The organism is Vibrio sp. SCSIO 43086 (assembly GCF_051132235.1).
Taxonomy (GTDB): domain Bacteria; phylum Pseudomonadota; class Gammaproteobacteria; order Enterobacterales; family Vibrionaceae; genus Vibrio; species Vibrio diabolicus.
The window spans coordinates 49386-63001 of the sequence record NZ_CP072677.1; the positions used below are offsets into that span (position 1 = coordinate 49386).

Consider the following 13616-nt stretch of genomic DNA (forward strand, 5'->3'; position numbering starts at 1 on the left):
ATGAGCCAATCAAATGTAACACCAGCTCCTGAAGCCGCTCCATCTGCATGGCAGCGTTTTAAAGAGTCGGACTTCTTGTATTACTTCAAGCGCGACAAAGTGGCGATGGCAAGTTTTACGGTCTTTATGATGTTCTTAGTGTTGGCATTAGCTGCGCCAATTCTAGCTCCGACTGACCCGTATGATCTGACGTCTATCGACATCATGGATTCAGAGCTACCACCGTCTTGGATGGAAGAGGGCGATGAGCGTTTTGTTCTTGGTACTGATGAGCAAGGCCGTGATATTTTATCGACCATTCTTTATGGTTCTCGTCTGTCTTTGACGATCGGCTTTTTAGCCGTCGGTCTTCAGTTGATTCTGGGTATCATCATTGGTTTGTCGGCGGGTTACTTCGGTGGTCGTATCGATAGCTTCTTGATGCGCTTTGCGGATGTTCAACTATCGTTCTCAACCATGATGGTGGCGATCATCGTATCGGCCATTTTCAAAGCCAGCTTTGGCAGCGATTTTTACAGCCAATATGCGGTGGTGATGCTGGTGGTGATCATCGGTGTGGCTGAATGGCCGCAATACGCACGTACCATTCGTGCTTCAGTACTGGCTGAGAAGAAGAAGGAATACGTAGAAGCGGCACGAGTGATGGGCTTTAAAGCGCCACGCATCATGTTCCGTCACATCCTGCCAAACTGTCTATCACCAATCTTGGTTATCTCGACGGTACAGGTAGCGAATGCGATCATGTCGGAAGCGGCACTGTCATTCCTAGGTTTGGGTCTTCCTGTTGATCAGCCGTCACTAGGTGCGCTGATCAGCATCGGCTTTAACTACATCTTCTCAGGTGCGTGGTGGATTACTGCATTCCCAGGCATCGTGTTGGTTACACTGGTTCTGGTTATCAACTTATTGGGTGACTGGTTACGAGATGTATTCAACCCGAAACTGTACAAAGGTTAAGAATTTTCCCGCCAAGCGTTGTAAATTCGCTTAATTCCTTCCTAAACTGAGAGCCGGATGCAAATTCCGGCTCTTTTTTTGCTAGTTATTCTTTGTTCACATTTTTTTGGCGCTTTGCCGCCATAATGACCTTACCCACTAATTTAGAGTGAAGTGTATGGAAATGAAGAAGGCACAACACCCATCTCGTATCTTCCAAGCAAGCCTAGCTTTCGGCTTGTTGCTGGTATGCGCCCAGTTTTCTAGCCCAGTATCGGCGGAGGAGTTCCTTTGCCAAGCTACTCAAGCGAGCGAGAAAGAACTGCCGATGCTTGAGAAAACGTGCCCAATTGGTAACGGAGTATGGGGAAAGAAAGTGCCGCAAGGAGGCAACTACCTCTACTGGATTCAATGCGGATTACTACCAAAGCCAATGTCACTCGCGAAAGCAAAGCCGCTTTACAGCAAGATTACGACTGACGTGTGGATGAAGCCGGAGTCCAAAGGTTATCGCTGTTTGATTGGGCCTTACAAAGATCTGTTTGATGCGAGAGGGGATTTGCGAGGAGTCAAAACCTTGTCGAATTACAAAGAGGCGTTCATCCGCGTGGTTGGAAAAGAGAATAAACAGTCTACGACTCCATCTAAACCCGCTGTGCCGTCGAAATCAGCCGCATCTTCGGTTAAGCCAACACCGACGGTGACCCCGAAATCCGCGCCAGTTCCTGCCGTGCGAGCTGATACCGACGCCTTTACAGCGCCGGTAGAGAAGTCAAAGACCGCGGCAAAAAATACACGTGATAATTCTTCTTCCAAGCCTGTTGCTAAGACCAAAGCGAAGCCAGTTGTGAGCGGGAATGATAACATTGAAGTTCGGTTGAGAACCTCCTTACAAGGCAAAATGTACGTGGTGCCATATTTACTCGACCACCACAATCAGTTTTACATGGAATACGGCAAGCCGTGGAATCGTCTCAACTACGAAAACTCGCAAAAAGTATGTCAGCAACTGGGTATGAGCTTAGCCAGCCCTGCAGAATTCAAAGTGTTGAGGGCGTCTGGTGTGATGGAAAAAAATCAATGGCCACTGCAACTGCCGTATTGGGGCAAAGGTAAGAAAGGTTTGTTCGCAGATCGTGAGCCAAACCAGCTCACCGGAACCTCATTATTGAACGTGGTGTGCGTGAAATAACCGTTATTCATCCTTAATACTTCAAGACATTTCAGGACGAAATACGATTTTCAAAAAGAAAAAAGTATCCGCCGGCATAGCTGGTGGTTTTTCATATACGCCTATAAGGCTCTCCTATCGGCAGCTCCCTAGCAGGCGCTTAGTGCCATTTGCATATGACTATTTCCGGCGACCCGTAAACGGGCTACCTGAATACGGGATCGACAATTGTTGCTCTCCCACTTTATCCTGCTCTAGTTGGTGCTTTATGTAACTTTGTATCTTGCCGGTGTTTTTTCCTACCGTATCTGCATAAGACCCTCGACACCAAAATTCTGATTCCTGTATTTGAACTTCAAATCGCTCATATAGCATCAGGCTACTTTTTCCTTTCAAATACCCTATAAATGATGAAACACTCATCTTCGGTGGTATTTCTAAAAGCATATGAATATGATCTGCGCAGCATTCCGCTTCAACAATATTTACACTTTTCCATTCACATAGTTTTCTAAGTATCTGGCCTACTGCCCTTCGTTTCTCACCATAGAACACCTGCCTTTGGTACTTTGGTGCAAAAACTACATGATATTTACAATTCCATCACATGTGCGCTAAGCTCTTTTCGTCCCCCACTGGGACCTCCTTCAATTCTTAGTTAACTCTTGCAGTTGCCAGACCACAAGACGTTTTTATTAAATTGAAAGGGGTATATAACTGATTTATAGCTGTAAGCTTTACGGAATCCCCAGCCTAGCAGGGGGGGGGGGCTCTGTACAATAAGAGAGCCCCGCGATACGGGGCTTTTTACAATGTTACTTCTTAAAGCTGAAGATCACTCGCTCACCTTCGTCAAGGCGTTTAGGTTTTGCTTCGATAGTGTAAAGCCCAGCAGGAATAGCTTCTTCTTGATTGAACGGAAGCATGTTCAAATAACAACCGTTGTCGATTTTGAACTCTCGGTTCACAAAGTGAGAGCCTGCTGCATCGTTGGAGCCCATTACACGAATTGTGTAATCGTTTTTCAGTACATCACACGCATGGGCATCCTCTGCGTACAGAGATGCTGCGGTGTAGGTATGAACTTGGCCGTCCGTACCTTCATAATCAAATTGCTGAACGATGCCGCTCACATCAAGTTCTTGGATCTTACCATCAATCACAGTGTGTGTAAGACCAACTACCCAAGGTGCATTATCCATTGAACGACCGATTGGTTGATAAATCTCTTTTTCAACTTCACGTTTGTCAGTGTAGTAACCGTAAACTTCAGTCACAGATTCAAGCTCTTCACTCTCATCGTCAATGTAGCTGAACTTGACGAGGTAATGGTTTGACATGTCATCATCATAAATCGAGCTTTCAACCAGTTCGAAACTAATGCCATCTTGAGCGAAGTTAGTTGATTTAATCAGACCATCTTCAATTGTGTAAGTGATCTCTGAAGTGAAGTTGTTTAAGTCCTCGTCGACACAAGACTGTTTGTTAGCGTCTGTTCGATTGCTCCAGTAAGTCTTGTTTGATGCTGAATCAAAGTAAATCGAGTCACACCAAGCATTTGTGTAGTTTGTGCCGTTGCTGCCCACTTCAACAAAGTGAAGGAATTTATTTTGTAGGTCTGCAACTGAAACGACAGGTGGCTCTGGTACAACAGGTGTGCCTTCGATGATCTCTGGCAGTGCAAATACTACTAGAGGCTCGTCAGCGTTGACGCTGTCTTTAGCATAAACATACAGGCTTTCTGTGCCAGCGGCTGCTTTGAACGGCAGTGGACCGTCAAATGAGATGTTGCCGTTGCCATCGACATGAACTTGGAAGCCTGTCTCTACACCACCATTTTTGCTTATGGAGGTCTCTACTGTGTATGTCAGAAGGTCTGAGTCTGCATCGTCAAATAGCGTTGAGATGTTCAATGTATCAACAGGTTGCTCACCCTCGACCCAGTACCAAGCATCGACTTCGGCTTGTAGTTGAGCTTTTACATCTTCGTTGACCACTGGTGCTGTGTTTGGCGCTTCAACCGTTACTGTGAAGGTTAGTGGGTAAGAGCGCGCTTTATGCTCATCAGTCGCAAACACTTGGTAGGTAAATACGCCTGCAGATTCTGGAGTGCCGCTGATCGCGCCAGTTGTCGAGTTAATCGACAAACCATTTAGTCCATTCGCTAGTTTTAGCGCTTTTAGCTCGTATGTTAGCGTGTCATCGTCAATGTCGGTAAATGATGCAGTGAACGATGTGATAGCCTCACCTAGCACGACTGTGATTGGCTCGACCGCCTGAGAACTTGTTGGGCGATGGTTTTTCTCAACTACAATAGGGCTGTCATCTGTTGGTACAGTAATAACAGGTGAAAAATCGGTCATATCACCGTTGTTTTCGATAATGTCGTTCGCTTCTTTCGCAACAAGATCGGCAACTTCAAGCTGCTTCTCAACATCGATATCAGCGTTATCAACCAGCGCTTCACCGATTGCATTTAGCGCTTGAGCTTCTTTCGATTCATCTGCTTTCGCGATGTAGTCGCCAAAAATCATCGAAGCGTCTACGTTAAGACCTGATTGAGTTAACTTGGCAACCACTTCTTCTTTTGCCGCTTTCTTCGCCGCTATAACGTCCAATGTTGGATCACTGGCTAGCTGCTTAGCAACCTTGCTAACCACCATGTTGGTCATTGGGTTCACAACGCTTGAACCTGACTTAGACGCCAGCGAGAAGGTCTCTGTTACGATACCGCGAGTCGTGTCTTCCGTTTGACCTGCGACAGCTTGAATAAAGACCGTTTGCGATTTGTACTCTTCAGGAAGGGTAAACTTGCCGTATTCGTTAGTCACCACATCCAGTTTCGTATCTTCACCGGTGTCTAGAACCAAGTTCTCGTTGGTATCTACCCATACTGCGGCATTTTTCAAGTAACCATCAATGGCAGTGATCTCTAGGCCACTTTGTGCTGTTGATGTGTTGTCGCTACCTGAACCACCGCCACAACCAGTAAGTGCTATAGCCACTGACGCTGCTAGCAAACTCATTTTTTTCATTCTGAATGTTCCTTTTTCAAAGGTTAGTGATCTGTTGTTTTGAATCGCCAAAACTAAAGCGAAAGTTTAGTTATCTGATAAATGAGTCACTTTGTAGGACTTTAACGAGGAGAAAACAAGACACGAAAAACCGCACAAAACCCGTAAAATTTATTTCTATTTTTTGTCTATGATGGAAAATTGATAATTTGATCACGGTTCCAGTTTTGTTTTTGGGATGATTGTTTTGTCAAAATAACTATCTGTAAAGAAAGGCTTATTGGGTGTCGCTAAGGACAGGGACGTGATAAATCATGTTGATCTTAAATTCCTCAACGCGATCAGCGAGCTCAGGTTTCGGACGTAAAATGTAGCTATACACCTCGCCATCAAGTAGTTCATCGTAAGGGGAATAGTTAAGATCAAACGATAACGATTGTTGTCCAGTAGCGGGGGCGCTGATGAACTCGTGGCAATCAATTTGGTAAGTCGGATCGTCTGGGTTAGGGTCTGATATGATGTCTATTTGATAGTCTCCTTGACCAGCAATGACATGGCTGTGATACCAAATGGCGACATCGCTACAATACAGGTTAGGACCATAAGTTCGTAAATTGAGATCGGATTCGAGACTTTCACCATGTGGACCCACGACTTTAGTACCATAGTGATAAATATAATTGCCAGCTTCAGCAACCAGATACCCCCCGCTTGGGAGAGGTAACAAATAGTCAAAAAAGGATATCTGGCGTAAATATCGCCCTGTCGGTGCGTTGATGCGCTTTTCCATCGATTGCTTGTTTTTTTGCATGGTATAGCTTTCGAATTGTTTGCCATCAAACACGGTGGTGAAATAGTTCTGAGTCTCTTTATGAACCTGAGATGCGTATACCTTTTTAGTGGTCCAAATTTGGCGTACGCCGTGGACATAAACAATCAACGAGTCATCACTGATTTTGTACTCACCCACCTTTTTTAAGTCTCCCTTTTCAGGACACTGGTGTTTGTTGTTTGAGGCGGCATAACGTACCTCGTCATCCTCAAACTGAAACGCTTCGCAATACACCACTTCATACGCGTACGCAGTACCGCCAAGATTTTGCGTCGTCTCCAAGCGATAGACAATGTCGCCAATTAACGGGTGTTCCATGTCATTGTGACCTGGAGTGACAACAGGCAACTCAAAACGTGTTGTGACCCACGCATGGTCGCTGTCGCCGTGGTAATCATCACGCGCCGCTACCGCCAGGTATGTGGTGGTTTTAATGTTCTCTGGTGCACCTAGCACCATCATTTGTCCTTGGTTTAGCACCCTTAATCCATTGGCGTTTTCGAGCCAAATCCGAGTGGTGAGGAGATCACCATCCGGATCTTCAAACAGTTGGTTAAGATTGAGCGAATAGCTAATCGGAGAGTTTTGGTTGAGCTCCCAAGCATAAATAATGGTTTGTAGCTGTTGTTCCACCGTGAGGTTGATGATGGGTTTATTGTTCTCTGATGGGTCCTCTTTTGAGCGGCTGTCTTCATAACCCACAGACGAGTCGTAAAAAGAGCCGTCTTCTGTAGTATGAAATGGGTTCGTAACTGGCTCTGGTTGTCCTAAAATGGCAGAGTTGAAGGCGTCATCACCGTCTTTTTTGTGGGCGTTCTCCAACGCAGAACCTGTCAACGCTTGCTTTACTTCAACTAAAGATGTGCGCTCATATTGACGATGTGTTCGCGTGGTTGATTGGCTCGTGCTGTCTGATGAGTCCGCCGCGGATGCCAAGCTGGATTCGTCTGACATGCAGTATACGCCGAGCAAACCGACGCAGATTGCGCCGATTATCCAAAACTTTTTGCTTATCATTACGCGAGCGCCATTCGTGATTGCAACCAACTGCGAGAGAATTTTAGGTCTTTCTCTATTAAGCTCGCGCTGCACTCGAGCAGTTCACTGATTTCTTGGTTTTTCATTCCCATTAAATACTTGAGTTTGAGTGCACTTGATTGGCGTGGGTAACGGCTACTGAAGTTATCCAGCGCTTTATCCATGATGATCAATTGTTCGAAGCGATCTTCTTCATCTCTCATCAACGTAATGTGTTGGCGCTTTTGCGCTTGGTGTGAGCGTGCGTTATCGATCAAGATTTGACGCATCACTTTGGCGGCCATCAAAAAGAAATCACGTTTTGTTTCAATTTCACTCATGTCGCAGTTGGACATCTTCAGGTAAGCATCATGAATTAATGCCGTGGTGCTGTTGACGCTATCGGCCAATACTTTGTTGTCGGTGCCGTACTTTTCCGCGTTTCGTTCACGCTCGTGTTGGGCGATCTTACGTAACTGCAAATACGCAAATTGGTAGAGCTCACTCTCAGCTTGTTTATCACCAGATTGCCATTGTTGAATGATTTGTGTCAGTGCTACTGCTGCTGCCATGGTTATACATCCTCGCTCACTTTGACAAATTCAGAAATGGTGTGGGTTTCAATGCGATCGGAGCCGTCTCGGTTGCGGAGAACATCTTGTTGATAGCGATATAAAATGCCTTGTTCCCAAGTTGCGCCAGCGGGCAAATATTCCCACGTGGTGTAATTGATTTCGGCTGGGGTCGTTGACCAACGTACCATGACATTCATTTGCGCAAGCTCGGCTTTGGGTTCGTCATTGTTGACCCACCACATGTCCGCATACTCTTGGGTGACATCTTGGGTGTATAGGCTTGCGTCGGTTGGACAGGTGTCTGCATTGTGCGGCAGTCGCATGACTTGTTGGTGGCGCATCAATAGGCACGATTGTGTCATGGACTGCTGGTGGTATTGGGTCTGCTGCCATACCCCGAGGTAGTCGATGTCGTGTTCGTTCGTGTTGGGGTAGGTAAACCACAGCATTTCTGTACGATTGTGGTGGTGGATGTTTTTTTTACGCCCAAGGCCTTGTACTTTTTCCATCAGTAGCTCAGTACTTGGATCAAAGTTGAGTGCAACGGAGCGGTATTTCCAGTCGCCTTCATCATCAAAGTCTTCAAGAGAGAAGCCATTCAAATCGTTGCGGGTGCATCCAGTGATTGAGCAACCGACGATATTAAACCAATCCGCAAATTTGCTTATCGGCTCGACAATGTCTTCCGTGATAGGGCGCTTCATCGAGAGGAAGCAACCTTGAAAATGATCGCCAATGCTTGGATGTTCAATCAATGAATCTTTGGTGATGGTGAATCGAGTTTCACCAAACGGAGGGCGATATTTAGGATGATGTTGATAACGTAAATCGTAAGCACAAGCGCGGCCTTGCCAATCTTTCTTTTTGATCACGATGTTTTTGAACGTCATGCCGCGAGGTTCGAAGATGATCTCATCAGAGGCAAAGTTTTTCTCAATGTACAGCTGGCTTTCGTTTAGGTGCTCGATTGCCTCATCGACAGATACCCAGTCGAGATTGAGGTGACGTTTGGCGTCATCCAGATAATTGAGGTCAAGGCCCTTGAGCTGGTTTTGAAAGCGAGCATCAGACAACACGCGGTTGGCTAAGACAATTTCCTTACGATTCTCAGGCGTGCTGTCGAGAGAGAGCAGCAGGCGCGTCATATTGATGCTACGACTGGGTTTGGTTGTTGCCATCGTTGGTGTAAGCACTTCTTGGCTCGATAAGGTTGTCAGCAGATAACCTTTATCATCGTTGCCAAGGAAGAAGCTAATCACATCACCAGGTTGGTAGTGAAATGCCCCTTGTTGGGTAACGCCAGTGATATTGGAACTGGTTTTGTAATACAAGCCAGTCACTGGCGCATCGATAAAGTAGCCTTGCCTCAAGGTTGAAGTGGGCGGGTGTGAAGTGGCAGCAGAAGTGTCTGCTGCTAACGTGGAGGTAGCCGTCAATGCAGACAGCCAAAATACCACTGAACGTGTATACATCTTGTTTTAAGCCTTATTGGTTGGTGCTGTCCTCAGACGCACAATTTGGCTGACAACTCATTGGAGTAGTTAGGTGCTTCTTTGGCACCGGTGTCATCATCGCCAACAACATTTTTTGTTTTATATGTTTGGGGATATCTGGATTAGAGAGTATCCGCCTTCGTGTTAACTCCATCATGGAGCTCACCGAGAGGTGTTCGACATTTTGCCCCTTCGCGTGGAAGATAAGGCGAGTCATTTCGTACATCATATCTTCTGCAATCTTCTTCTCTTGTTGCAGTTGGATATTCTTTTGCATCATGGCGCTGCCAAATAGCACACCTGATAGCACGATGATGCCTGACAATGCAGAAGCAAGAGGGCGCCGTTGCACCAAACGAAAGGCGCTATACAACGGCCAGTGTTTTTTCTGCTCGATAGGGCGACGTTCGATAATTCGCTCGATATCAATGCGTAGCGCTCGCACATCTGGGTATCGCACTTGGGTGGCTGGACGCGTCGCCCGTCTTATCACCCAATACACATCAGACCAAACCGCTGGTGACGGAAACATCAAAGCGAGGATTTTGCCCAATGAATAAACATCGCTTTGCTCTGTCAGTACTTGTCCTGCCTGCTGCTCAGGGCTGGCAAAATTTTGGCTAAACGCAATCAGTGCCGAGGGTGAGCCCTCTCGGGTGGAGTGCGCTTTTTGAGTTAAGTTGAAGTCGAGCAGTTTGGGTCGTTTGCTACGATCGATCAGTATATTTTCTGGTTTTAGATCGGCATGCAAAACATGATGCTGATGGGCGTGCTCCATCGCCTGACAAATCTGCTTAAACAGCAGCAGTTTTTCCGTCTTTTCCAGCTTATTTTCTGACAGGTATTCATCTAAGGTTTGACCAAATACCCGCTCCATCACGATGTAAACTGAATCTTGATGAAGACCGCCATCAAACACTTTCGCTATGTACGGATGGTTTAGACGCGCGAGCAGTTGTGCCTCATCAAAGAGTGCACGTTGTCCCAGCACATTACTCAAATTGCTTTGAATAAACTTGATGGCCAGATCTTGTTCGAACGTTTCATCTGCACGTAGGGCGGCGTAAACGACACCCATGCCACCGCGACCCAACTCATGAGTTAGGCGATACTTACTGATGACTTCTCCGCTTAGATCGACGTCTCGGTTCGTAGCCTGGTGAGCACCAAAGTAAAGTAACTGCGTTAGTTGTTCTTCAGGTGTCTCGTGGGCTAAAAGAGGAACGAGTTGTTGATACAGCTCAGGTTGACTTTGTTGCAATGCTTGGAGGTATTGCTGCTTTTGGGAGTCGTCCAGATCAAGCAAGTGATAGTAAATCTGGGTTTCGCTAGAGCCTAACTGCACTGTGCCTAATGTCTTATTCTTTTAGGTACGGCATTTTATAAGAACTTTGATATAAATGTCATTTATTTATTCGGCTTTGACTCACAATGTATGAAACGCAATTTGGTGGCTAATAGAATAATAACGTCATGATTTTGCGAATTATTTTCACTGAGCTTGTCGGCAGAGAGTCTATTCGTCATAATGTTACTTGTAACATTACTGATAAATCACATATTTATGGCTCAACAGAATAAGAAAACTCGCACGACATTGCAGGATGTCGCAGACCAAGTTGGCGTCACGAAGATGACGGTTTCACGTTATATGCGTAACCCTGAATCGGTGGCAGAAAAGACTCGGGCCAAGATTGCGACTGCGATTGAAGAGATGGGATACATCGAAAACCGCGCCCCCGCTATGCTGTCAAAGTCGTCCAGTAAAGCCATTGGTATTTTACTGCCCTCATTATCCAACCAAATTTTTGCTTCCTTTGTTCAGGGCATCGAGATGGTAACCAAAGCCAATGGCTATGAGACGCTTTTAGCGCATTTTAGCTACGATGAGCTTGAAGAAGAACGCAAGATCGCGTCATTACTCTCTTATCAGGTCGATGGACTTATTCTAACTGAAAGCCATCACACGCCGCGTACATTGCAAATGATAAAAAATTCAGGGATCCCTGTGGTGGAAACCATGGAGCTGCCACCAGAGCCGATTGATATGGCGGTTGGGCTAGATCATGAAGATGCCTCGTACACGGCGGTTAAGCAGATGCTAGATACAGGTAAGCGCACAATCGTTTATTTTGGGGCGCGTTTGGATACGCGAACCAAGCTGCGTATGCAAGGTTATGATCGCGCGATGACGGAAGCAGGGCTAGAACCTAAGCACGTATTAACGGGTGACCACTCTAGCTTCTCTTTAGCGCATGATTTGCTTGAACGCGCACTGAAAACGTACCCAACGCTCGACGGGGTATTCTGTACCAACGACGACATCGCAATTGGTACTATGCTGAGTGCGCAGCAACGTGGCATTCAAGTCCCGCAGCAATTAGCGGTGGTGGGTTATAACGCGTTGGATATCGGTCAGACCATCAGTCCGAAGCTGACCAGCGTTGATACGCCTCGTTTCCAAATTGGTGTAAAGAGTGCAGAGCTTTTAATTGCGCGTCTGAAAGGCGAAGCGCAAGAAGAAAAAGTGTTTGATATGGGTTATCAGATCACTTCAGGAGAGAGTGTTTAACTCGCAGTTAACCGCTCTTCGTATTCGCTCATCAATGGTATTGGCAGGTTAGGGTATGGCACATCAGCTGGATGCATTGGATCTCAACTTAATGCGTTTATTAAAAGCCGTGGTGGAAAACCGCAGCATCAAGCTGGCCGCAATGCAGCTTGGCATTTCTCAACCGAGCGCCAGCCGCGGCGTAATGAAGCTTAAGCAAGTGTTTGATGACCCGCTATTTGTGCGTAAAGCGCATGGGGTAGAGCCATCTCCCATGGCGATTCGCCTTGCCGCCGAATTCGATAACATGATTGCACCACTGGAAAAAGTGGTGCAAGAGTTTGAAGTATTCGACCCTCAGCAATATCAAGGGCAGATCGCGATTGTAACCGACCCTTATTTGATGGATGAACAAGGGCAGCGATTGCTAACTGGCTGCCATCGAGCGTTCCCTAAAGCGCACTTTGCCTTTTCCAGTTGGAACAGTTACTCGCACGATGAAATGCTCGAAGGTGAGCACGATTACTGCATTCTTGACCAAGAGACCGAACTGTCGAAAGACATTTACATGCGCCCGTTATTCGTTGAAAAACGAGTGATTTTGGCGCGTAAAAACCATCCGACCTTGTCGAAAGTCAGCAATGATTGGGACACGGTCTCCAAGCTGCCCCTTGTTTCTTTGCCTGCGCCCGCGTCATATAAACCGCTTTGTACCGTGGAGTCTGAGTATCGCCGCATGGGCTATGAGCCTGTGGTGTTATTGAAATCCTATAATTTGCGTGTGGCGTGCCAAATGTTGCAAGAAACCGACGCGATTATGTATGCCAGCCAAAGCTCAGCAGTATTGATGCCGGAGCTGGACTCTTACGCGATGCCTTTGGTCAACCGTGAGTTTAGCCAGTTTGTCGTCTCTGGCGGTTTCTTACAAACCAATCGCAACCATCCTTTGCACCGATACTTACATAAAGTGGTACGCCAAACTCTGAAGACGCCATTAATTTTCGCACAGTGACGACTGATTATTGTCTCTCGTAAACGAGATTCTCTGCACAATTTAACCATGAAGAAAATGTGTGATTACATAGACAACTCGATCCTATAGATATTCAAAAATGAATATCTCAATTACCTGTCTCTTTTTCCTGCTCAGCGCTAACCTTATCTCAAATAGTCAGGAGAAGTGGCTCATTTTTATCTTTTTAACTTTTTGAATGTCGATACAGATGCGTGACATTCACCATTCTCCGTTATGCAGTTTTTTAATTTCTGATGGAGGATTCATCATGCTAGTTGCACGTCTATTTTTATTGCTCGCCATCGTTGCCGAAGTAGCAGGCACCAGCACCATGTCTTTTATCGGACAAGGTCATGGATGGTTGGGCTACATCGTGATGTACGTATTGATTGCGGTGTCGTACTACTTCCTCTCGATTGCTGCGAAAAAGATTTCTATCGGCGTGGCATACGCTGTTTGGGAAGGATTGGGTATCTCATTGATCACGGTTGTTTCGATCGTGTTGTTTGATTCTGACTTAAATACCCAAGAGCTGCTTGGTTTGATGTTAGCTGTCATCGGCATCGTTTGTGTGACTTTAGGTGAGTCACACGGTCAATCTAACACCAAGAAAAACGCCGATAAACTGGCAAAAGAACGTTCATTTTCTACAAGTGTAAGGTGTGAATCATGAGTCAATTTTTTACGATGTCATTTGGATTTGTCGTGATGGCTGCCTTGGTCGATATCGTGGCGAACATGGCGCTCACACGTTCTCACGGCTTTAAATACAAAGGCTGGGGCATTACAGCGATTGTGTTGGTGCTGGCTGCATTCACGTTATTGGCGCAAGCGGTGAAAGAGATCGACTTAGCCATTGCTTATGCTTCTTGGGGCGCGATCGGTATCTTGGGTACCGCAGTAGGTGGTGCCTTGCTGTTTAAGCAGAAACTCAAGCCAATCGGCTGGTTTGGTATCTTTGTGGTGATTGCTGCAGTCGTGGTGATGAAGACGGCTTAATCAAGCCGAACAA

The 13616-nt window shown here is 46.2% G+C and carries 11 protein-coding genes and 1 pseudogene; 6 read left to right on the top strand and 6 right to left on the bottom strand.

Annotated elements, in window-relative coordinates; translation table 11 throughout:
- Both J8Z23_RS00225 and J8Z23_RS00230 read left to right on the top strand, forming a co-directional pair.
- Positions 1-957: an ABC transporter permease gene (locus J8Z23_RS00225; RefSeq protein WP_005394358.1), complete on the top strand. Its 957-nt coding sequence runs from the start codon at positions 1-3 to the stop codon at positions 955-957.
- A gap of 157 nt (positions 958-1114) precedes the next feature.
- A complete protein-coding gene (locus tag J8Z23_RS00230; RefSeq protein WP_301659416.1) occupies positions 1115-2128 on the top strand; it encodes an SPOR domain-containing protein in 1014 nt (337 codons plus the stop codon).
- Positions 2129-2287: 159 nt separating this feature from the next.
- Here J8Z23_RS00230 and tnpA read toward each other — a convergent pair.
- The 6 genes and pseudogenes from tnpA to J8Z23_RS00260 form a co-directional block, all read right to left on the bottom strand.
- A pseudogene (tnpA, locus tag J8Z23_RS00235) lies at positions 2288-2743 on the bottom strand (IS200/IS605 family transposase).
- Positions 2744-2922: 179 nt separating this feature from the next.
- On the bottom strand, positions 2923-5142 hold the full coding sequence (locus J8Z23_RS00240) for a putative Ig domain-containing protein (RefSeq protein ID WP_301659417.1): 2220 nt from the start codon (positions 5140-5142) through the stop codon (positions 2923-2925).
- Between the two features lie 256 nt (positions 5143-5398).
- Entirely contained in the window at positions 5399-6970 is a 1572-nt protein-coding gene (locus J8Z23_RS00245) for a hypothetical protein (protein ID WP_434634373.1), read from the bottom strand.
- Positions 6970-7542 carry a sigma-70 family RNA polymerase sigma factor gene (locus J8Z23_RS00250; RefSeq protein ID WP_301659418.1) on the bottom strand — a complete coding sequence of 191 codons (573 nt, stop codon included), beginning with the start codon at positions 7540-7542 and terminating at the stop codon, positions 6970-6972. Before J8Z23_RS00250 ends, J8Z23_RS00245 begins: the two co-directional genes overlap by 1 nt.
- Before the next feature lie 2 nt (positions 7543-7544).
- Positions 7545-9017 carry a chromosome partitioning protein ParA gene (locus J8Z23_RS00255; RefSeq protein ID WP_301659419.1) on the bottom strand — a complete coding sequence of 491 codons (1473 nt, stop codon included), beginning with the start codon at positions 9015-9017 and terminating at the stop codon, positions 7545-7547.
- Positions 9018-9030: 13 nt separating this feature from the next.
- A complete protein-coding gene (locus J8Z23_RS00260; RefSeq protein ID WP_053808533.1) occupies positions 9031-10383 on the bottom strand; it encodes a serine/threonine-protein kinase in 1353 nt (450 codons plus the stop codon).
- Between the two features lie 219 nt (positions 10384-10602).
- Here J8Z23_RS00260 and J8Z23_RS00265 point away from each other — a divergent pair, with 219 nt between their 5' ends.
- The 4 genes from J8Z23_RS00265 to J8Z23_RS00280 all read left to right on the top strand — a co-directional run bounded on the left by J8Z23_RS00265 (position 10603) and on the right by J8Z23_RS00280 (position 13603).
- On the top strand, positions 10603-11610 hold the full coding sequence (locus J8Z23_RS00265; protein WP_301659420.1) for a substrate-binding domain-containing protein: 1008 nt from the start codon (positions 10603-10605) through the stop codon (positions 11608-11610).
- 55 nt (positions 11611-11665) lie between these two features.
- Entirely contained in the window at positions 11666-12601 is a 936-nt protein-coding gene (locus J8Z23_RS00270) for a LysR family transcriptional regulator (RefSeq protein WP_301659421.1), read from the top strand.
- A 271-nt stretch (positions 12602-12872) separates the two neighbouring features.
- Positions 12873-13277 (top strand): SMR family transporter, encoded by a 405-nt coding sequence (locus J8Z23_RS00275; protein ID WP_012841241.1) that lies wholly within the window; start codon positions 12873-12875, stop codon positions 13275-13277.
- The gene (locus J8Z23_RS00280; protein WP_053807555.1) at positions 13274-13603 is read left to right on the top strand and encodes an SMR family transporter; all 330 of its coding nucleotides are present in this window, start codon (positions 13274-13276) and stop codon (positions 13601-13603) included. Before J8Z23_RS00275 ends, J8Z23_RS00280 begins: the two co-directional genes overlap by 4 nt.
- The last annotated feature ends 13 nt before the right edge of the window (positions 13604-13616 follow it).

Bases quoted from the DNA above. Each gene is read 5' to 3' on its own strand.
- J8Z23_RS00245 (WP_434634373.1), bottom strand. From the start codon at position 6,970: ATGATAAGCAAAAAGTTTTGGATAATCGGCGCAATCTGCGTCGGTTTG.
- J8Z23_RS00250 (WP_301659418.1), bottom strand. From the start codon at position 7,542: ATGGCAGCAGCAGTAGCACTGACACAAATCATTCAACAATGGCAATCT.
- J8Z23_RS00225 (WP_005394358.1), top strand. From the start codon at position 1: ATGAGCCAATCAAATGTAACACCAGCTCCTGAAGCCGCTCCATCTGCA.
- J8Z23_RS00265 (WP_301659420.1), top strand. From the start codon at position 10,603: ATGGCTCAACAGAATAAGAAAACTCGCACGACATTGCAGGATGTCGCA.
- J8Z23_RS00240 (WP_301659417.1), bottom strand. From the start codon at position 5,142: ATGAAAAAAATGAGTTTGCTAGCAGCGTCAGTGGCTATAGCACTTACT.
- J8Z23_RS00275 (WP_012841241.1), top strand. From the start codon at position 12,873: ATGCTAGTTGCACGTCTATTTTTATTGCTCGCCATCGTTGCCGAAGTA.
- J8Z23_RS00230 (WP_301659416.1), top strand. From the start codon at position 1,115: ATGGAAATGAAGAAGGCACAACACCCATCTCGTATCTTCCAAGCAAGC.
- J8Z23_RS00270 (WP_301659421.1), top strand. From the start codon at position 11,666: ATGGCACATCAGCTGGATGCATTGGATCTCAACTTAATGCGTTTATTA.
- J8Z23_RS00255 (WP_301659419.1), bottom strand. From the start codon at position 9,017: ATGTATACACGTTCAGTGGTATTTTGGCTGTCTGCATTGACGGCTACC.
- J8Z23_RS00280 (WP_053807555.1), top strand. From the start codon at position 13,274: ATGAGTCAATTTTTTACGATGTCATTTGGATTTGTCGTGATGGCTGCC.